The organism is Streptococcus sp. HMSC034B03, from assembly GCF_001838575.1.
GTDB lineage: Bacteria > Bacillota > Bacilli > Lactobacillales > Streptococcaceae > Streptococcus > Streptococcus anginosus.
In genome coordinates this window covers 161,193-181,139 of the sequence record NZ_KV837626.1, presented here as the reverse complement: position 1 = coordinate 181,139, position 19,947 = coordinate 161,193, and the positions used below count along the sequence as shown (strand labels likewise).

Below are 19,947 nucleotides of genomic sequence, written 5' to 3'. Positions count from 1 at the left end.
AAATAAACAGCTCTGTCTTTTTATAAGATCCCTTTTCTTTTTTCCAATATCAGATCTTTTATAGAAATCAAGGCGACCGCTGATAAAATCATAAACATACCAGCAAAATCTACGAGATAAAATTGCTCGTGCATAATGAGAAAGGCGAAAAACACAGCCGATATAGGCTCAACAGCCGCTAGAAGGCTAGATTTCACAGGCCCGACTAAACTGGTTCCTTTGAGAAACAGTGTATAGGCGAGGATTGTCCCCACTAAAATAATCCCCGCTAAAGCCAGATATACTTTCATTGACAACTGCCAATGAAAACGCAAAATACCGCTAAATGGCGTTAAGACAATGCCTGCTAGCATCATGCCCACTCCAATCACCGAAATACTACCCCATGTCTTTATCAACTGAATCGGAATAAGAATATACAAAGCGTAAGTGAATGCCGCAAACAGTCCCCAGAACAGTCCTGCAGGCGTGACAGATAAGTGATTGAGTTGTCCATGGGTGGCAATCAAAAAAGTACCACCAACAGCCAATATCATAGACAATACTTCTGTCACAGTAGGTGCAACACGGTCTTTGATACAAGTATAAGCAAGGATTCCAACCGGACAGACATATTGTAAAACGGTTGCCGTTCCTGCATTGCTTTCATAAATAGACTTTAAATAAGCAAATTGATTGAGCAACAATCCTAACAAGGCAAACAGTGCTAAAGACATTATTGCTTTTCGGTCTTTTATCATTTCAATCAATTTTCTACGATTAGTTAGCAACATATACAATACCAACAGAGCTCCTGCAATTAAAAGTCGGACATTTGTTAAAACTAAAACCGGAAATCCATGCGCCATCAAGTATTGTCCGCTCGTCCCAGACAAGCCCCATGCAATTCCCGCTATTAACGTTAAAATGGTTCCTTTGGTTATTTTTGACATAGCTTACTCCCAAACTTTTCCATTCTATGATTATAGCACAAAAAATCAGCCGAAACGACTGATTTTTTAGATTTTACAACTTCGCCAATTCCTCATTAAGCAGTTTTTGAGCTACTTGTGGATTGGCTTGACCTTTGGTAGCTTTCATGAGCTGACCAATCAGGGATTTGGCTGCATTTTTGTTACCACCCTTGTAGTCGTTGATGGCTTTTTCATTGTTAGCAAAAACGTCCTGAATGATTGGCAATAGCTGCGCTGGATCAGAAATCTGCACCAAGCCAGCTTTTTCAACGTATTCCTTGGCTGAACCACCATTTTTCGCCAAATGAACAAAGACTTTTTTGGCAATTTTAGAGGAAATCGTACCGTCTGCCACCAAACTCAACATTTCAGTCAAGTTGACTGGTGTCAAATCGATTTCTTCAATGGTTTTACCTTCCGCATTGAGGTACTGAGCGACCTCACCTTGGAGCCAGTTTGACACAGATTTTGCGTCTCCGCCCGCTGTCACTGCAGCTTCAAAGAAATCTGAGATGTTCTTCGTTGCTGTTAATTGCTTGGCATCATAGTCTGACAATCCAAAATCTGCCTTGTACTTAGCCCGACGTTCTTTTGGAAAGGCTGGTAAATCTGAACGCACCGCCTCAATCCAGCTGTCATCAATCTCAAAGTTTGGTAAATCTGGCTCTGGGAAATAACGATAATCAGCTGAACCTTCCTTGACCCGCATCAAAAGAGTTTCGCCCGTTGCTTCATCGTAACGGCGAGTTTCTTGACGAATCTGACCACCGCTACGCAAAATCTCAGCCTGACGTTTTTCCTCAAAAGCCAAGCCCTTACGAACAAAATTGAAGGAATTAAGATTTTTTAGTTCTGTCTTGGTTCCAAACTCTTCTTGACCATAAGGACGAATAGAAATATTGGCATCCACGCGCATGGAGCCTTCTTCCATTTTGACGTCAGAAATACCCGTATACTGGATAATTTCTTTGAGCGCTGTTAAGTAAGCGTAAGCTTCTTCTGGACTGCGCATGTCAGCTTCTGAGACAATCTCGATCAAAGGCACCCCTTGACGATTAAGGTCAACATAAGAATAACCATCGCTGCCATGAGTGTTCTTGCCAGCGTCCTCTTCCAAATGAGCCCGCTCAATGCGAATTTTCTTAGTCGTCCCGTCTTCCAGTTCGATTTCAATCCAGCCATTATAACCAATTGGCTCGTCAAATTGAGAGATTTGGTAAGCTTTCGGATTGTCTGGATAGAAATAATTCTTGCGATCAAAGTGCATCTTTTGATGAATATCCATATTGAGTGCCAGAGCAGCCTTAATACCGTAATCAATAACTCCCTTGTTCATCACCGGCAGGACACCTGGGAAAGACCAGTCAATGATATTGGTGTTGGTATTTGGATCTTCCCCGAAATGAGCCGGTGCTGGTGAGAAAATTTTTGAATTTGTTTTTAATTCAACGTGGACTTCCAGTCCAATAATCGTTTCAAAGTTCATTATTTTTCACCTCCAAAAATGACTGGTTTTTGCTTGTGGTAGTCTGTCGTTGCTTCAAAAGCTGCTGCTACTTGGTAAATCGTTTCTTCATCAAAATGATTTCCAATTAATTGCAGACCAACTGGCAGGCCATCCGCAAATCCTGCTGGAATAGAAATACCAGGCAGGCCCGCCAGATTGACAGGAATGGTCAAAAGGTCAGCCAAATACATAGCTACTGGATCGTGACTTTGAGTTCCTAAGTCGTAAGCAACCGTCGGCGCAGTTGGTCCTAAAATCAAGTCATACTTTTCAAATACTTTGGCAAAATCTTGCATAATGAGCGTCCGAACTTGACCCGCCTTTTTGAAATAAGCATCATAATAACCAGACGATAGACTAAACGTTCCTAGCATGATTCGACGCTTCACTTCCTCACCAAAACCTTGACTGCGAGATTTGACATAGACGTCCTCTAAGTTTTCAATCTCTTCTGCCCGATAGCCGTAGCGAATCCCGTCAAAACGTTGCAAGTTGGAACTGGCTTCAGAAGAAGCGATGATATAGTAAACTGCAACACCGTACTTGCTGTGGGGCAGGCTGACTTCTTCAACAATCGCTCCCAGGCTTTCCAGATGCTTGGCAGCCGCTAAAATGCGTTTCTTAACTTTTTCATCAATCCCGTCACCCATATATTCTTTCGGAAGAGCAATTTTTATCCCTTTAATATCTTGACCAATCTTGCTAGTGAAATCAGGAACAGTTCGTTGAGAAGAGGTTGAGTCTTTTTTATCATTTCCTGCAATTACGCCCAAAAGCTGAGCATTTTCTTTAACCGTCCGAGAAAAAGGTCCAATTTGATCCAACGAGCTCCCAAAAGCAATGAGTCCAAAACGAGAAACACGCCCATAAGTTGGCTTCAGTCCGACCACTCCATTAAAGGAAGCTGGCTGACGGATCGAACCACCGGTATCAGAACCTAGAGACAGGCGAACTTGACCAGAAGCAACTGCTGTCGCTGAACCACCAGATGAACCACCGGGAACTTTTGTAGCGTCCCAAGCATTTTTCGTAGTCTTAAAATAAGAATTTTCACTGGAGCCACCCATGGCAAATTCATCCATATTGGTCTTACCAATGACAATCATATCTTTCTCATGGAGTTTTTCTACACTGGTTGCATCAAAAATTGGTTTATAATTGTAAAGAATTTTTGACGCAGCTGTCGTTAAAATCCCCTTAGTAGAAATATTGTCCTTAACAGCCAGTGGAATCCCGCTCATAAAATTATCTGCATCAATTCCCTTCGCGTCTACTGCTGCTGCTTGCGCCAATGCTTCTTCTTCACTAATCGTAATAAAGCTATCAACGGAACTTTCTCGACTCTTAATATCTTCCAGAGTAGCTTTCGTCAGCTCAACTGCGGAAAGTTCCTTTTTGACAAGGAGATTATGCAATTCTTCAATTGTTTTTTGGTTCAAAGTCATTAGGCATCTCCTCCGTCATCTAGAATAGCAGGCACTTTGATATAGCCTCGCTCCTTTTCAGGAACATTTTGGAAAAGTTCTTCTCGATTCCAACCTGCAACTGCTACATCTTCACGCATATAGTTGACATTTTCTGCAACATTTGATGTAAAAGGCACACCAGTCGTATCAACTTCATTTAACAACTCCACCATGTCCACAATTTTTGACAAAGTTGTCGCAAATTCTGCTGTTTCTTCAGGTGAAAAAGCTAGTTTTGACAAGTGGGCAACATGCGTTACTTCCTCTTGAGTAATTTTCATCTCTGTTTCCTTTCTCTTCTTTTATTTTTCAGCATAGCCGAAAAACAATCATCTTCTTATTTTATCACAAATAGGCTTAGTTCTTCAATTCCAAATGAAGTTCTTTCACCTGACCCGCATCCACTTGGCTGGGACTTTCTAGCATAGGATCAAAACCAGTTCCATTTTTAGGAAAGGCAATGACCTGACGGATATTTTCTTCACCAGCTAAAATCATGACCAGTCGATCCAAGCCCAGCGCTAGACCCCCATGCGGCGGAAAACCATAATCAAGCGCTTCTAAGAAAAATCCAAAGTCACGCTCATAATCTTCTTTTTCCATGCCCAAGAGTTCAAACATGGCTTCTTGACTCTTTCGATCATGAATCCGTAAACTACCGCCTCCAATTTCATAGCCATTAAGGACAATATCGTAGGCATGGCTTTTGATTGAAGCTAAATCTTCTTGCTCATTTTCAAAAATTCCTTGGGTGAACGGGTGGTGCATAGCTTGATAGCGCCCCTGCTCCTCATTCCACTCTAACAAAGGCCAATCTAATACCCAAAGGAAATCCAGTCGACTCTGATTGATTAAATCTAATTGTTTGGCAATCTCCAATCGCAAGTGCCCCAAGGCTTCTTGAGCTTGTCTTTTCTTGGCAATGACCAGTAAAAGCAAATCACCACCTTGCGCTTCAAATCGGTCTATGAAAGCAGCTGCTTCTGCCTCAAAAGTCGAAGCCAAATCCCCTTGAAGTTCACCTGCTTCCACCTTAAGACCAGTAAACCTACTAGCTCCAAATTCTTTCATTTCTTGATAGAAATGACTGAGCTGCTTCTTCGTGAAAGAATCCGCAGAATTTGGAACACAAATGCCCCATAATTCTTCATGACGAGCAAAAGCCTGCTTCAGCAAAAGAGAGGGATTATCCTGACAGAGATTGGTCAAATTTTTTAATTCCAAACCAAATCGCGTATCCGGCTTATCTGTACCAAAGCGGTTCATGGCTTCCTCATAACTGATAGTCGGAAAAGCTTCTGTCAGCTCCAAACCATGAGTTTTCTTAACAACCGCTTTGAGCATCTCTTCTACAAGCATGCGAATGTCTTTTTCACTAGCAAAGCTCATTTCCATATCGACCTGAGTAAATTCAGGCTGACGGTCTCCCCGTAGATCCTCATCTCGAAAGCAGCGAACAACTTGATAATAACGTTCCAGACCAGCTCCCATTAAAAGTTGCTTCAACATTTGCGGACTTTGAGGTAAAGCATAAAATTGATTTTTAAAAACTCGACTAGGAACCAAAAAATCTCTGGCTCCTTCTGGTGTGGATTTCGTCAAATAAGGTGTCTCCACTTCCAGAAAATCCTTACCGTTCAAGTAGTCACGAATTGTGCTGGTTACTTGGTGACGAAGTTTGAGGTTTTCTGTCATCTTACCCCGACGCAAATCCAGATAGCGGTACTTCTGCCGCAACTCTTCTCCTGTATGAGCGTGCTGATCAAGTTCAAAAGGAAGAGGCTTACTGCTTGCAAGGATTTGAATTTTCTCTGCTCGCAACTCGACTTGCCCTGACTTGATTGCTTTGTTGACAAAGCGGGCTTCTCGCTTGACAACTTCTCCTGTAACAGAAATCACATCTTCTTTATGTAGATGTTCAATTTCAGTAAAAGCCGGACTATCACCTGCGACAAAAACTTGAAGCAGTCCTTCTCGGTCTCGTAGCTCTATAAAAGCCAATTTCCCATGATTTCGGATATTTGCAACCCACCCAGTCGCTGTCATTTTCTGACCAACTTGTTCCAAACCGTAGTTTCCAATAAAAACTTCTTTCATATTCTCTACCTCTTTCTAAATTCATTTTCAAATTAACCATTTGCCGCAAATTACTTATAGAAATCTACGCCCGTAGCTCTAGATACTAAAAGTAGGAAGCATTTTTTGTTTACAGCTTTTGTCCAACTGACAAAATTGCATCCGCTTCTCTAAGTACTAAGAATTATAAGGAACATCGACCTTACTGCCTAATCTATATCCACGGCTATAAACGCTAAAGCATTAAGAACTATGGAAAAACGGCTTCCGTCTGTATAAACAGACGAAAGCCGTGGTACCACTGTTATTCGTTGCATTGCAACCTCTAGCTCGTAACGTGAGCAGACGTTTGCGCTTTGATTCACACAAATTTCTTGCAATGATATAATAGTTTTAGACAATATCATCCTTTACCATAAATAGCATAGAAAAAACCATTATATCATTGACAGTATGTTCTTCGGATTTTGCTTCCTTGGTGCTGCTCTCAGCTTTCAGCACTCTCTGTTCAAGTCAACAAGCCTACTCTACTGCTTTTTTACTTTTAAATTGTTATCTATTATAGTCGAACCTAAAACATTTTGCAAGTGGTTTAGTGCAAATTTATGATTTTCCTCCGAAAGAGAAGCTACAGCAGACTCTACCACCTCAATTTGATACCCTAAATTATAGGCATCAATAGCTGTGTGGAGAACGCAAATATCCGTCAGAACACCAGTCAAAATCACCGTTTCAACTTTTCTTTCTCGCAGACGAATATCCAAATCTGTTCCCGAAAAAGCTGAATAATGCCGTTTATCCATCCAAAAGACGCGAGAATCTGCTTTATGCTCCTGATAAAAATCCGCCAACGGTCCATAAAGGTTACGTCCACTAGTGCCTTTGATGTTATGTGGTGGAAAGAGTTTACTTTCCGGGTGGAAAGTATCTCCTTCATCATGGGCATCAATGGCAAAAAAGATATAATCTCCTCGCTCAAAAGCTGCCTCGGTCACTTGGGCAATAGCTTCAGAAATTGCCTGAGCTGGAGCTCCAGCTGTCAACTTGCCATCATCTGCCACAAAATCCACCGTATAATCAATCGAAATCAATGCTTTTGTCATCAGTAATCTCTCTTTTTAATCTCTTCAAAGACATCGGGAATAAGGACTTTAAGATAGGTTCCTTTCATTCCCAAAGAACGACTTTCAATAATGCCTGCACTCTCTAGTTTACGCAGAGCATTGACAATCACCGAGCGAGTAATACCAATACGATCCGCAATGACCGATGCTGTCAATTGACCTTCATTACCGTTTAATTCACCTAAAATAGCTGAAACAGCTCGTAATTCTGAATAAGACAAAGTATTTACAGCCATGGTTACAGCTGTTCTGCGACGAATATTTTTTTCATCTTCTTCTCGTTGGAAGTTGAGCAACTGAATACCAACCACTGTACTTGCAATTTCAACCAAAATCAAATCATCATCATCAAATTCTTTATCATTGCGCCAAACAATCAAAGTTCCTAAGCGAATCCCTGAAACATGGATAGGTGAAATTGTCGTCAAGCCATCTGGAAATTCATCTTTGGTTTCGACTGGAAAAATTGACAAATCATGATTGATAGGAAGATTGGCTTCTGTGTCATACATTAAATTCGCTGTGCGAACATATTCTTCTGGGAAGATTTTCGTTTGATAAAATGCTTCCACACGGTCATTGTTCGTCTTGTAGCGCATGAAATACCCCAAAAGACGCCCTTTACTGTTTACAATGCAGGCATTGCAATCCATAATTTCAGCTAACTGCTGGGTAATTGCATTGTAAGGTAATTCATCCTGTAATCGCTCATCTGAACGACGCAAAATAGATGTAATTTTTCGTGTTTTTGCTAATAAGTTTGCCATAATTTACCTCGCATATAATCTTATTGATTATACCATAAAGCGCTTTAATCTTCAACAATTATCTGAAAATTGTTTATTGAGATACAATTGTGTGCAATTAGTCTTGCTAAGTTTAGTACTCTTTTATTTAAGTAGCAAAAAAGCAACCTTTCGGCTGCTCTTCATCATCTACGATATTGCCTTAAGAAACGAGTCATTTTCTCTTGAATTTGTGCCAATTCATCTACACGAGGCAGATAAACAATACGAAAATGATCTGGGTCTTTCCAGTTAAAACCTCGTCCATGCACCAGTAAAATCTTTTCTTGCTTTAAGAAATCCAGCACGAATTGCTCATCGTCATCTACTCGATACATTTCCCTATCAATTTTAGGAAAAATATAAAGCCCCGCTTTAGGTTTTACTGCAGATAGACCTGGAATTTCATTGATAGCTTTATAAATAAAATTCCGTTGCTCATAAATCCGTCCGCCAGGAAGCAGCAATTCATCAACTGATTGATAACCTCCAAGCGACGTTTGTACCACATGCTGAGATAAGACATTTGAACACAACCGCATATTGGATAGCATATTCAGCCCTTCAATATAATCTTTCACGTGATATTTAGGACCAGATAGCACCATCCACCCTACACGAAAACCCGCGATACGGTGCGATTTAGACAAACCGTTCATACTAACACAGAAAAGATCAGGAGCTAAACTTGCGATAGCTATATGCTTTTCACCGTCCATTACTAAACGATCATAAATCTCATCTGCAAAAATAATCAAGTTGTTTTGCCGCGCAACTTCAACAAGCTCTTCCAACACCTCTTTTGGATACAAAGCTCCTGTCGGATTGTTTGGGTTGATAACGACAATAGCCTTTGTATTAGAGGTAATTTTTGATTTGATATCATCAATATCCGGATACCAATCTGCCGCTTCATCACAAAGATAATGAACTGCATTTCCTCCCGCTAAACTGACCGCTGCGGTCCAGAGTGGATAGTCCGGCATCGGAACCAATACCTCATCGCCATTATCCAGCAAACCTTGCATAGACATGACAATCAACTCGCTGACTCCATTTCCAAGGTAGACATCATCAATATCAACATTAGGAATATTTTTCAATTGACAATATTGCATAATAGCTTTCCGAGCAGAAAAAATCCCTTTCGAGTCCGAATATCCCTCGCTATCACGCGCATTCATAATCAAGTCATGAATCACCTCATCTGGCGCTGTAAAACCAAACTCAGCTGGGTTTCCTGTGTTCAACCGAAGGATTTTCTCACCATTTGCACGCATCCGCATAGCTTCTTCTAAGACGGGGCCCCGAATATCATAAGCCACATGTTCTAATTTTGTTGATTTATTAAATTCTTTCATCGAATTTTTCCTCATTTCAAAAGGGTCAATTTATTATAACGCAATTTTTCTAAAAAATCTAAAAAACTTCTTGTAAAGCCTGCATGAAAATGCTTTACTTTTTTCATGTAAAGGGTTACAATATAACTAAAGAAAGAATGGAGGTATTCCTATGCTACAAAGATATCAAAACATTATGGTCGCTGTTGACGGTTCTCACGAAGCTGAGCTTGCTTTTGAAAAGGGCGTAAATGTGGCGCTGAGAAATAATTCACGCCTAACGATTGCCCATGTAATTGATACACGTGCCTTGCAAAGCGTTTCTACATTTGATGCAGAAGTCTATGAAGAATTACAAGAAGACGCAAAAAAACTCATGGATCAATATGCTGAAAAAGCCAAAGAAGCCGGCGTGGCAAATGTTGTCACAATTGTTGAAATGGGAAATCCAAAAACCCTTCTTGCAACAGATATTCCAGAAGAACAAAAAGTTGACCTCATCATGGTTGGTGCTACTGGGCTTAACGCCTTTGAACGGTTACTGGTTGGCTCTTCATCTGAATACATCTTGCGTCACGCAAAAGTTGACTTGCTTGTTGTCCGTGATAAAGAAAAAACATTATAATACAAAGATAAAGAGAGATTGGCATAAACCAGTCTCTCCTCTTTTTTATTCTTCATTTTTTTCACAATTTCGTTGATAGGCTTGAATTTGACGTTCAAGCTCTTTTTTGATAGCAGGTTCCGGTGCATAATTTTTTTCCCAATCATCTGGTTTTAAAATTTTATGAGTAACTGGGTCAAAGTGCGCTTTGCCATCTGGGAAGAGTTTACCCATATTGGCTCGGTGGACAATCTCAAACAAGTATTCCGGATCCACTCCCATTAACACAAAACTGCCATAGGTAAAATACAACATATCAATCAGTGCATCTACTTGCCCAACGAGAGACATCTCTGCTTTGCTCTTCTTTTTGACTTTTTCAGCAGCTTTGTTCACAGCTTCGTGCAAAGATTGAACAGACTGCTCAAAGACCTCTTCAGAAGGACTGGCTGCTCGTAAAAATTCCACTAGTTCTTCTACCTTGAAGCCTGCACGGTGACGAGCACCTTCTGGTGTCCACAGAATGGGTTCTTCCTGTGTGCATTCGTCCATTGTCCCATGAAATTCTTTGACCTTATTAAAATGGTGGTCACTACTGATAAAGACTTTTTCACTCGCTAAAATGCCAAAGTGTTCCAAAGCTTTATGAATCCCGTCCTGACTATTGCTGCTGGTCGTGTGTTTTGCAACTTCTTTCACTCGACTGGTTCCATTTCCCATGGCAATAGACATACCAACGCCCGCTAACATCTCAACATCATTATCAGAATCACCAAAAGCCATGACTTGATTGATGTCAAAACCGTATTCTTTTCCGACCAGCTTAATTCCTTCTAACTTTGACATTCCTTGATTGACGATATCAGCTGCGAAAGGACTGCTACGAGTAAACTTTAAATCTGGAAAATCCGCTTCGATAGCTTGTGTTTCTTTTGGTGTTGCCAGCATCAGTACTTGATAAATCGGCTCTTGAATGGATTTCAATAAATCATCCTGCTGTTGAGGAAGTGCCTTGCTAACCACATTGTTGAAACTTTTATTTACCAAGTATGCCATCTTCTTCGGAACAAAACGACTGGTCCATTGAGAAAACTTGCTCATGCCAAAGCTCATGATTTTAGAGCCAATCACTCCTGATTTTGTTCCAAACGAGATTTCTATTTTATGCTGGCGAGCATACTGAATCAGGTGACGCAAACTGGTTTTATCAATTGGCTTCGCAGAAATGACTTTATCTTTTGAAAAAATATATTGTCCATTATAGGTTACTGCAAAGTCCAAATCCAACTGCTCCATAAAAGATTGGACAAAAAATGGACCCCGACCTGTCGCTAAACCAACTAAAATACCTTGCTGTTTTAAACTATGAATTGCTTGTTCTGTGGATTTCAAGACCGTTCGACTATCATTTACTAACGTCCCATCAATATCAAAAAAGACTGCTTTAATTTCCATTCATTTCTCATCTCTTTCTTTTATGATACAATAATTATAGCATAGATTCAGGAGAAGCTCACTTATGACCAAAAGAATTCTAGTTTTACATACTGGCGGTACTATTTCCATGCAGGCGGATACTACTGGAAAAGTCATCACAAACGAACACAATCCCATGAACCATGTTGCAGTTCCTCTAGAAGGCATTCAAGTGACGGCTCTGGATGTTTTCAATATTCCTAGCCCTCATATAACACCGCAGCACATGCTACAATTGTATCAAAAAACCAAGACAGACGGGAAACATTTTGACGGGGTTGTCATTACTCATGGAACGGACACTCTGGAAGAAACAGCTTATTTTTTGGATACCATGGAACTTCCAGATATCCCTGTCGTCTTGACCGGTGCCATGCGAAGCTCCAACGAACTAGGAAGTGACGGAGTCTACAATTACTTATCTGCACTTCGTGTAGCAAGTGATGACAAAGCACGCGGAAAAGGCGTTCTGGTGGTTATGAATGATGAAATCCATGCTGCCAAATACGTGACCAAAACGCATACAACCAATGTCAGCACTTTTCAAACGCCAACTCATGGACCACTCGGATTGATTATGAAGCAAGAAATCCTCTATTTCAAAACAGCTGAACCACGCGTTCGTTTTCATTTAGATAAAATTTCTGGGTTAGTACCGATTATCCCAGCCTATGCTGGAATGAAAACTGAACTGCTTGATATGCTAGACTTGGAAAAGATAAACGGTCTCATCGTTGAAGCCTTTGGTGCTGGGAATCTTCCACAAGAAGTTGCCCAAAAGCTCAGTCACATGACTGCTTTCGGTCTTCCAATTGCACTTGTATCACGTTGCTTTAACGGGATTGCAGAGCCAGTTTATGCTTATGAAGGGGGCGGCGTGAAGTTACACGAATCAGGCATTATGTTTGTCAAAGAACTCAATGCACCTAAAGCTCGTATCAAACTCTTGATTGCTCTGAATGCTGGGCTGCGAGGACAAGCCTTAAGAAACTATATTGAAGGTTAATTTTACATAGATAAGAAGCTCCGATATTTCGAAGCTTCTTAGGATATTTTATGTTTAGGAGATTTATGAAAAAAAGTTTTTAGCTCTTTTGTTTTTAGTTATTTGCCATATATTTCTGATTCCTTTCCTGATTTTTTGAATGTTTTGTTATAATGTACTTTAATGTTTACTGTCATTGGACTTACCTCTTTCTTTTTGATGAATTTAGTATAGCCCGAAAAACTTAAAGCAGGCTTATAGATTTCTTTCAGAAAACTTAATTTAAAAAACTTCATCCAAATGGTGAAGTTTTTTGGTTTATATATGATGATAAACTAAAATCAATCCAAATAATCTTGTTTTTCCAAATGAAGCGCCACAATATGCCAGCCTGCATTCGTTCGCCAATCAGGAGTGGACACAATTTGACTGGCGACTTTTCTGGCCTCCTCTAAAATTGGATAATCCTCTACAATATCTGCCACCTGAAATTCCGGCAAACCGGACTGACGAGTGCCGAAGATTTCACCAGAACCACGCATTTTCAAATCTTCCTCAGCCAAGACGAAACCGTTAGTCGTTTCCGTCATGATTTTCATACGTTTCTTGCCGGATTCTGTCTTAGGATTAGCCACGAGAACCGCATAAGACTGTTTATCTCCACGTCCTACTCGACCACGTAACTGATGAAGCTGGCTGAGCCCAAATCGGTCCGCATCCATGATTAGCATGACCGTAGCATTGGGGACATTGACACCGACTTCAATAACAGTCGTGGAAACCAGAATGTCAATTTTTCCTTTCTTAAAATCCTGCATAATAGTATCTTTTTCTTCGCTCTTCATTTTACCATGTAGCAGAGCTACTTGTGCTTTGTCACCGAAATAAGCCTTTAATTCCTCTTCCAAAGCAATAGCATTTTTCAGATCCAGCGCTTCCGACTCCTCAATCAAAGGAGAGATGACATAGACCTGAGCACCTCGTTGCAGCTCTTTCTCCAACCAATTGAGAACCACATTCAGCTGCTCGTGCTTGACCCAGCGAGTGATAATCGGCTTACGCCCCGCTGGCATTTGATCAATAACCGACACATCCATATCGCCAAAGGCAGTGATCGCAAGTGTCCTCGGAATCGGTGTTGCAGTCATCATGAGCACATCAGGATTATTTCCTTTTTCCCGCAAAATTCGTCTCTGTCCCACTCCAAAGCGGTGCTGTTCATCAATAATCACCAGACCAAGCTGATGATATGTCACACTTTCTTGAATCAAAGCATGAGTACCGACAATCATTTCTACCTGACCAGCCTCAATCGCTTCTAGTGCTTGTCTGCGTTCTGTCGGCTTCATTCCTCCTGTCAACAGAATTATCCGCAGTTCAGGAAAAAGTTGGCTCAAGCTATCAAAGTGCTGCTCTGCCAAGATTTCCGTTGGCACCATGAGAGCAGACTGCAAACCAGCTGTATAAGTAGCATACATAGCTAAACCTGCAACCACTGTCTTTCCGCTGCCGACATCTCCTTGCAACAGTCGATTCATGTGAGTGGGCGCTTGCATATCCTGTAAAATCTCGTTTAGACTGCGCTCTTGAGCAGCCGTTAACTCAAAAGGTAGAGTAGCTTTTTTCTTTTCTAGCAAATCTGCCCGCCAAGGAATAATTAAGCCCTGACTAACATCTTTTGTTTCATGTTTGAGAACTTGCAATTGCATTTGAAAGTAAAAAAGCTCTTCAAACTTGATCCGACGCAAAGCTTGTTTGTACTCTGTTAAGTTTTTTGGAAAATGCATGGCTCGCACAGCCTGATTCCGTCCTAGCAACTGATAGCGTTCTAACAACACTTGGGGCAAATTTTCCTCCAAGAGCAATTCCAACCCCTGGTCAAAGGCTGTCTTAATGACCTTGACCAAACTGGCTTGACTAATCCCTTGAGCTACTCGATAAACTGGCTGCAAATCATCTTCTACTTGCGCCAGAATTTTCATCCCAGTCAAACTAGCCTTTGCCTTATCCCATTTGCCGAAAATAGCAATGGTTGAGCCAACCTCTACCTTGTCTGCTAGATAAGGTTGGTTAAAGAAGTTGATTGCAAGTACCACTTCATCCTGTTTTATGGTAAAACGCAGGCGATTGCGCTTATAGCCATAATATTGCACATTAGCTGGCGTAACGACAACTCCTGAAACAACTGCCTTTTCACCATCTTCCAGTTCTATCACATTCTTACTTTTAAAATCTTCATAGCGAAATGGAAAATAGAGCAGCAAATCCTGCAGGCTTTCAATTCCCAGCTTACTGAACTTTTCAGCAGATTTCGGTCCCACACCCGGCAGAACCGTTAAAGGTTGGTGTAAATTCATAATTCCTCTTTCAGTTCTGTTTCTCAAGAATTTATAAAAGCAGACTAAAACAGACACCCTCCAATAACTCTTTGGGTTGTTTCCGACTGCTTTTACATTTTAGCTCATTCTTTGTAAACTCTAGGAACACGGTCACTAATTAAGCAAACCACCTCATAGTTAATTGTTCCCCGTTTTTCTGCCACATCTGTTGCAGAAATAGCCTCATTTCCACTTTCACCGATAAGGACAACTGGCGTTCCAATAGGATAAGACCGAGGTAAACGAACAGTAATCTGATCCATAGACACGCGCCCAACAATGGGACAAGGCTGTCCATCAATCAAAACATTAAAGCCTTGCATATCTCGCGTCCAACCGTCTGCATAGCCCAGTGGAATCGTTCCAATATACTGTAGACTATCACTTGTATAAGTAGCTCCGTACCCCACATCTGCTCCTGCTTCTAATTGCTTGACATGAACCAATTCCGAAACTAGAGAAAGAGCCGGCTTCATGTCATAAGGAAGCTGCAAGGTACGACCGCTAGGATTGAGACCATAGATAATATCACCCAGACGCACCGCATTCATCACAGTATCTGCATGCCAAAGAGTCGTTGCAGAATTACTAGCGTGAACAATCGGTGGAACGGTTTCTAATTGCCCTAAAATTTCTTTAAAACGTGCCAGCTGTGCTTCAAATTTATGCGTATCTGCTTCATCAGCTGTCGCAAAATGGGTGAAAATCCCTTCTACCTGAGCGCCTGCTTGCGTCAAGCGATGAATAGCTTCTTGAGCTTCTTGACTATCTCGAAAACCAATCCGCCCCATTCCAGAATCAATTTTTATATGAACAATCAGTCCAGCTACATCTATATTTGATTGCAAGAGTAAATCTAGCCATTCCAAACTAGCTACCGTACAGGTCACTTTGCGCTCAATTGCCAATGAAATGGCAGAAACATCTGACACTCCTAATACCAGAATTTTTTTTGAAATACCAGCCTCTCTCAACTCTACAGCTTCATCAATATTAGAAACACAAAAACCATCCACAATTGACTCAATAGATTGCGTAACAGCAACTGCACCGTGACCATAGGCATCGGCCTTGACAACAGCCCATTTTTCTACATTGTCTGGAATATGCGCTGTAATTTGTTTAATATTAAAGCGGATAGCAGCTAAATCAACAATAACCTTAGTAGGTCGATGATTACTCGTTTTCATGATGTTCCTCCAAAATAACACTAGCTGTAACAATATTACCTGCATGGCTGAGCGACACCCAGACCTTGCCAGAAAAAGGCGACTTAGTAAAAATAGGCGCTCCCTTTTCGTTGTTTAAAATTTCTAAATCCTGAAAAGTGACACAACCAATTCCAGTCCCCCATGCTTTAGAAAAAGCCTCTTTAGCAGACCAACGTCCTGCCAAATATTCCATTTTTCGCCTACCAGAAAGTTCTTCAAACCGTGCAAATTCTGCAACAGTCAAAACTTTCTTGGCGAAGCGAGCATTTTTTTCATAAACTTTTTGAATAGAAGAAATTTCTTCTATATCAATTCCGTGTCCTTTAATCATCTTTTTAAAAAGAGGCTGGGACAAATGTTCCAGACTCATTACTTTCTAAAATAAAACTCAATGCGCTGATGTTATCAGATTTTAGAGATTCACTCTCAACCTTTTTATTTTTCGTTTTTAGATAGGGTAGTATAAATTTCCTTGACTAATCTGACTGTATTATCCCAACCCAAACAAGGGTCTGTGATGGATTTTCCAAACACTTCAGGCTCATTTTGACGGCCATCTTCTAAGTAAGACTCAATCATAAAGCCGCGTACAACTTTTTTGATTTTCTCATTCCAATCACGGTTAATTAAAGTTTGACGGACAATCCGCACCTGCTCTAAATACTGCTTACCAGAGTTATCATGATTGGTATCGATGATGATGAAAGGATTTTCCAAACTCATTTTTTCATATTGGTCAATCGTATCCAGCAAATTATCATAGTAATAGTTTGGAATGTTTTTTCCATACTCGTCAAGCCCACCACGCAGAATAGCGTGTGCCAAAGGATTTCCTGAAGTTTCTACTTCCTTACCAGCAAACAAGAAACTTTGCTTGTTTTGCGCTGCGTAAATCCCGTTAAACATGACATTGAGATTGCCAGACGTAGGATTTTTCAAACCGGTCGCAACATCAGCCCCACTAGCGACAAAACGGTGTTGCTGATCTTCCACAGAACGCGCTCCAACAGCCATGTAAGAAATCAAATCATCTACCAACGGAAGATTTTCTGGATAGAGCATTTCATCAGCTGTCGTCATTCCCGTCTCCGTAATGACACGATAATGTAAATTCCGAACAGCCTTAATCCCATTAATTAAGCTTGGAGCAGCCTTAGCATTCGGTTGATGAATCAATCCTTTATAACCATCGCCATTGGTGCGAGGCTTAGCTGTATACACGCGCATAACCATGAAAATACGGTCTTTCACCTCTTCTTGGAGGGCAGATAGGCGCTTTGCATATTCTAGGACAGCCGCTTCATTATCAGAAGAACACGGACCAATGACCAACAGAATGCGGTCATCTTCTCCACGGATAATGGCATTTAACTCACGATCTCGTGCCTTTTTTTTAGCTAAAGCCTCTCCTTCTAACTTTGATAAATTACGAACCTTTGCTACATCAATTGGCTCGCTAGTTGCCTTAAATGTCATAATCTCCCCCTCTTTACACTACTTATCTGTGGCGTCCATGACAATTTTTAAATTTCTTACCAGAACCACATGGACACAAGTCATTGCGCTTCACTTTTGTCAAATCGATATCGCTCGGTAAGCCAGATTGTTGTGCTGAAATATTGCGTGTCGCTGTTGTGCTGATATGATGCTCCGTACGTGGACGTTCTTGCTCGTGAATTTGAGCCTTCATCATCAAACGCGTCACATCAAATTCGATCGAACCAATCATATCATTAAACATACGGAAACTTTCAGCTTGATATTCAACGACTGGGTTATTTTGAGCATAACCACGAAGTCCAACTGCGTTCCGAAGTTGATCCAAAGCATCAATGTGATCAGTCCATTTGCTATCCACGACGCGCAAAATCAGAACTTTTTGGAATTCTCTGACGGAATCCTCATTGCGAAGTTTCGCCACTTGACTATCGTAAACCTCCAAGGCACGTTTGTATAAATCAGCCTTGATATCTTCATCAGACAAGCCTTCTAAATCTGCGATTTCAATAGATTCTTCTGGAACAAGATTGTATTTTGCAAAATTAACAATTGCTTCTAATTTTTCATCTTGCTCTGCACGACTGTTGCCATCCACAAAACGGTTGATCGTTCGCTTCATCATGGCGTGAATTTCCGGTGCCAAATCACGATCAGCCGTAATGACATCATAACGCTGCGCATAGATAATTTCACGTTGCTCACGCATAACATCATCATATTGAAGGACTTGTTTACGTGTATCATAGTTGTTCCCTTCAACACGCTTTTGAGCTCCTTCTACTTGACGCGTCAGCATACGAGATTTGATGACAGACTCTTCTTCGCTGAGGTTCATGCGATCCAAAACAGCTTTAATCCGTTCCGATCCAAAGCGACGCATAAGCTCATCTTCAAGTGACAGATAAAATTGCGACTCCCCTGGATCTCCCTGACGTCCGGAACGACCACGAAGCTGATTATCGATACGACGACTTTCATGACGTTCTGTACCAATGACACAAAGCCCACCTAACTCGCGAACGCCTTCACCAAGTTTAATATCCGTACCACGACCAGCCATATTGGTTGCAATCGTTACAGCACCTCGCTGACCAGCATTCATAATGATTTGCGCTTCTTTATAGTGATTTTTCGCATTCAATACTTCATGAGGAACTCCAGCCTCGACTAATTTTTTAGAAATATAATCACTCGTTTCAACAGCAACCGTCCCCACAAGTACAGGTTGCCCTTTTTCATGACGAGCTTTCACGTCCTCAACAACCGCTTTAAATTTAGACTCAATACTTGGATAAAGAAGATCTGGATGGTCAATACGAGCTACTGGACGATTTGTCGGAATCGGAATGACCCGAATATTATAGGTTTCGCGGAATTCTTCCTCTTCTGTCTTAGCTGTCCCTGTCATTCCTGACAATTTCTTGTACATACGGAATAGATTTTGATAAGTGATAGAAGCCGAAGTCTTCGTTTCATCCTGAATTGGCACACCTTCTTTGGCTTCAATTGCTTGGTGAAGTCCGTCTGAATACCGGCGACCTTCCATTGTACGGCCTGTAAATTGGTCCACAATCAAAATTTCTTGCTCTTCACTCACCACATAGTCAATATCTAACAGCATGATATAGTTTGCACGAAGGGCATTGTCAATAAAGTGAGTCAGCGCTACATTTTCAATATCATACAAGTTTTCTAACCTGAAGTAGCTTTCTGCTTTATCAATCCCAGAGTCAGAAAGTCCAATGGTTTTAGACTGCACATCAATGATGTAGTCATCTTTATTAAGAGACTTCACAAAACTATCTGCCATGTGATAAAGTTGGTTCGTATCAGACGAAGTTGGTCCTGACACAATCAAAGGCGTACGAGCTTCGTCAATCAAAATGGAGTCCACCTCATCGACCAAAGCGTAGTTTAGCGGACGCTGCACCATGTTTTCAGCACGCACCACCATATTATCACGCAAATAGTCAAAACCAATCTCTGCATTGGTTGAATACGTGATATCACATTCATAGGCTTCTTTTTTCTCTGCGGATGACTTTGCAGCAAGGTTGATACCAACAGAAAGCCCCAGCCAAGAGTACAGTTCCCCCATTTCCGTTGCGTCACGCTCTGTCAGATATTCATTTACTGTAACAACGTGAACCCCTTCTCCAGACAAGGCGTTCAGATAAACCGGCATGGTCGCAGTCAAAGTTTTTCCTTCCCCTGTACGCATTTCTGGCACATCTCCATGGTGTAAGACAATCCCACCCATAATCTGTACTGGGTAAGGGAAAAGTCCTAACACACGCTTTGCACCTTCACGAACAACCGCAAAAGCTTCATAAAGCAAGTCATCTAATGACTCGCCATTTTGATACCGTTGCTTAAATTCATCCGTCTTTGCTTTCAAAGCTTCATCTGACAAAGCAGCCATTTCATCTTCATACGCCATGACTTTCTTTGCCATTTTTTCTAATCTTCTTAATTCACCTTTATCATTTTCGATAATTTTTCTTAAAATATTCGCCATTTCTTTCCTTACTTGTAATAATTC

Annotated in this window: 16 protein-coding genes; 2 read left to right on the top strand and 14 right to left on the bottom strand. The window is 41.0% G+C overall.

The features are described from left to right. Positions 1–20 precede the first annotated feature (20 nt). The 8 genes from HMPREF2634_RS02905 to HMPREF2634_RS02870 all read right to left on the bottom strand — a co-directional run bounded on the left by HMPREF2634_RS02905 (position 21) and on the right by HMPREF2634_RS02870 (position 9,272). A complete protein-coding gene (locus tag HMPREF2634_RS02905) occupies positions 21–932 on the bottom strand; it encodes a DMT family transporter (RefSeq protein ID WP_070836271.1) in 912 nt (303 codons plus the stop codon). A gap of 73 nt (positions 933–1,005) precedes the next feature. After that, complete coding sequence (gene gatB, locus HMPREF2634_RS02900; RefSeq protein WP_021002002.1) at positions 1,006–2,439, bottom strand: Asp-tRNA(Asn)/Glu-tRNA(Gln) amidotransferase subunit GatB; 1,434 nt, start codon at positions 2,437–2,439, stop codon at positions 1,006–1,008. Further along, a complete protein-coding gene (gene gatA / locus HMPREF2634_RS02895; RefSeq protein ID WP_021002003.1) occupies positions 2,439–3,905 on the bottom strand; it encodes an Asp-tRNA(Asn)/Glu-tRNA(Gln) amidotransferase subunit GatA in 1,467 nt (488 codons plus the stop codon). Before gatA ends, gatB begins: the two co-directional genes overlap by 1 nt. After that, positions 3,905–4,207: an Asp-tRNA(Asn)/Glu-tRNA(Gln) amidotransferase subunit GatC gene (gatC, locus tag HMPREF2634_RS02890; RefSeq protein ID WP_003026120.1), complete on the bottom strand. Its 303-nt coding sequence runs from the start codon at positions 4,205–4,207 to the stop codon at positions 3,905–3,907. Before gatC ends, gatA begins: the two co-directional genes overlap by 1 nt. Before the next feature lie 76 nt (positions 4,208–4,283). Then, entirely contained in the window at positions 4,284–6,023 is a 1,740-nt protein-coding gene (gene aspS, locus HMPREF2634_RS02885; RefSeq protein ID WP_021002004.1) for an aspartate--tRNA ligase, read from the bottom strand. 506 nt (positions 6,024–6,529) lie between these two features. Continuing rightward, entirely contained in the window at positions 6,530–7,105 is a 576-nt protein-coding gene (locus HMPREF2634_RS02880; RefSeq protein ID WP_057489801.1) for a cysteine hydrolase family protein, read from the bottom strand. Then, positions 7,105–7,893 (bottom strand): GTP-sensing pleiotropic transcriptional regulator CodY, encoded by a 789-nt coding sequence (codY, locus tag HMPREF2634_RS02875; protein WP_003026125.1) that lies wholly within the window; start codon positions 7,891–7,893, stop codon positions 7,105–7,107. Before codY ends, HMPREF2634_RS02880 begins: the two co-directional genes overlap by 1 nt. A 164-nt stretch (positions 7,894–8,057) precedes the next feature. Beyond that, positions 8,058–9,272, bottom strand: a complete 1,215-nt coding sequence (locus HMPREF2634_RS02870) for a pyridoxal phosphate-dependent aminotransferase (RefSeq protein ID WP_021002006.1) — start codon at positions 9,270–9,272, stop codon at positions 8,058–8,060. 151 nt (positions 9,273–9,423) lie between these two features. Between HMPREF2634_RS02870 and HMPREF2634_RS02865 the strand changes: the two genes are divergently transcribed. After that, complete coding sequence (locus tag HMPREF2634_RS02865) at positions 9,424–9,876, top strand: universal stress protein (protein ID WP_020999785.1); 453 nt, start codon at positions 9,424–9,426, stop codon at positions 9,874–9,876. A gap of 45 nt (positions 9,877–9,921) precedes the next feature. Here HMPREF2634_RS02865 and HMPREF2634_RS02860 read toward each other — a convergent pair whose 3' ends face one another. Continuing rightward, positions 9,922–11,310 carry a Cof-type HAD-IIB family hydrolase gene (locus tag HMPREF2634_RS02860; protein ID WP_021002007.1) on the bottom strand — a complete coding sequence of 463 codons (1,389 nt, stop codon included), beginning with the start codon at positions 11,308–11,310 and terminating at the stop codon, positions 9,922–9,924. Positions 11,311–11,374: 64 nt separating this feature from the next. Here HMPREF2634_RS02860 and HMPREF2634_RS02855 point away from each other — a divergent pair, with 64 nt between their 5' ends. Then, positions 11,375–12,337: an asparaginase gene (locus HMPREF2634_RS02855; protein ID WP_021002008.1), complete on the top strand. Its 963-nt coding sequence runs from the start codon at positions 11,375–11,377 to the stop codon at positions 12,335–12,337. A 320-nt stretch (positions 12,338–12,657) separates the two neighbouring features. On the opposite strand, the gene recG is transcribed toward HMPREF2634_RS02855, so the two are convergent. From recG to secA, 5 genes are all read right to left on the bottom strand, one after another. After that, positions 12,658–14,673 carry an ATP-dependent DNA helicase RecG gene (recG, locus tag HMPREF2634_RS02850; RefSeq protein WP_021002009.1) on the bottom strand — a complete coding sequence of 672 codons (2,016 nt, stop codon included), beginning with the start codon at positions 14,671–14,673 and terminating at the stop codon, positions 12,658–12,660. A 104-nt stretch (positions 14,674–14,777) separates the two neighbouring features. After that, a complete protein-coding gene (gene alr, locus HMPREF2634_RS02845; RefSeq protein WP_041784037.1) occupies positions 14,778–15,884 on the bottom strand; it encodes an alanine racemase in 1,107 nt (368 codons plus the stop codon). Further along, the gene (acpS, locus tag HMPREF2634_RS02840) at positions 15,871–16,236 is read right to left on the bottom strand and encodes a holo-ACP synthase (RefSeq protein WP_003026132.1); all 366 of its coding nucleotides are present in this window, start codon (positions 16,234–16,236) and stop codon (positions 15,871–15,873) included. The genes alr and acpS overlap by 14 nt, the downstream gene beginning before the upstream one ends. 104 nt (positions 16,237–16,340) lie before the next feature. Next, entirely contained in the window at positions 16,341–17,381 is a 1,041-nt protein-coding gene (locus HMPREF2634_RS02835) for a 3-deoxy-7-phosphoheptulonate synthase (protein WP_021002012.1), read from the bottom strand. A 22-nt stretch (positions 17,382–17,403) separates the two neighbouring features. Next, complete coding sequence (gene secA, locus HMPREF2634_RS02830; RefSeq protein ID WP_070836269.1) at positions 17,404–19,923, bottom strand: preprotein translocase subunit SecA; 2,520 nt, start codon at positions 19,921–19,923, stop codon at positions 17,404–17,406. Positions 19,924–19,947 lie beyond the last annotated feature (24 nt).

Bases quoted from the DNA above. Each gene is read 5' to 3' on its own strand.
- HMPREF2634_RS02905 (WP_070836271.1), bottom strand. From the start codon at position 932: ATGTCAAAAATAACCAAAGGAACCATTTTAACGTTAATAGCGGGAATT.
- gatB (WP_021002002.1), bottom strand. From the start codon at position 2,439: ATGAACTTTGAAACGATTATTGGACTGGAAGTCCACGTTGAATTAAAA.
- gatA (WP_021002003.1), bottom strand. From the start codon at position 3,905: ATGACTTTGAACCAAAAAACAATTGAAGAATTGCATAATCTCCTTGTC.
- gatC (WP_003026120.1), bottom strand. From the start codon at position 4,207: ATGAAAATTACTCAAGAGGAAGTAACGCATGTTGCCCACTTGTCAAAA.
- aspS (WP_021002004.1), bottom strand. From the start codon at position 6,023: ATGAAAGAAGTTTTTATTGGAAACTACGGTTTGGAACAAGTTGGTCAG.
- HMPREF2634_RS02880 (WP_057489801.1), bottom strand. From the start codon at position 7,105: ATGACAAAAGCATTGATTTCGATTGATTATACGGTGGATTTTGTGGCA.
- codY (WP_003026125.1), bottom strand. From the start codon at position 7,893: ATGGCAAACTTATTAGCAAAAACACGAAAAATTACATCTATTTTGCGT.
- HMPREF2634_RS02870 (WP_021002006.1), bottom strand. From the start codon at position 9,272: ATGAAAGAATTTAATAAATCAACAAAATTAGAACATGTGGCTTATGAT.
- HMPREF2634_RS02865 (WP_020999785.1), top strand. From the start codon at position 9,424: ATGCTACAAAGATATCAAAACATTATGGTCGCTGTTGACGGTTCTCAC.
- HMPREF2634_RS02860 (WP_021002007.1), bottom strand. From the start codon at position 11,310: ATGGAAATTAAAGCAGTCTTTTTTGATATTGATGGGACGTTAGTAAAT.
- HMPREF2634_RS02855 (WP_021002008.1), top strand. From the start codon at position 11,375: ATGACCAAAAGAATTCTAGTTTTACATACTGGCGGTACTATTTCCATG.
- recG (WP_021002009.1), bottom strand. From the start codon at position 14,673: ATGAATTTACACCAACCTTTAACGGTTCTGCCGGGTGTGGGACCGAAA.
- alr (WP_041784037.1), bottom strand. From the start codon at position 15,884: ATGAAAACGAGTAATCATCGACCTACTAAGGTTATTGTTGATTTAGCT.
- acpS (WP_003026132.1), bottom strand. From the start codon at position 16,236: ATGATTAAAGGACACGGAATTGATATAGAAGAAATTTCTTCTATTCAA.
- HMPREF2634_RS02835 (WP_021002012.1), bottom strand. From the start codon at position 17,381: ATGACATTTAAGGCAACTAGCGAGCCAATTGATGTAGCAAAGGTTCGT.
- secA (WP_070836269.1), bottom strand. From the start codon at position 19,923: ATGGCGAATATTTTAAGAAAAATTATCGAAAATGATAAAGGTGAATTA.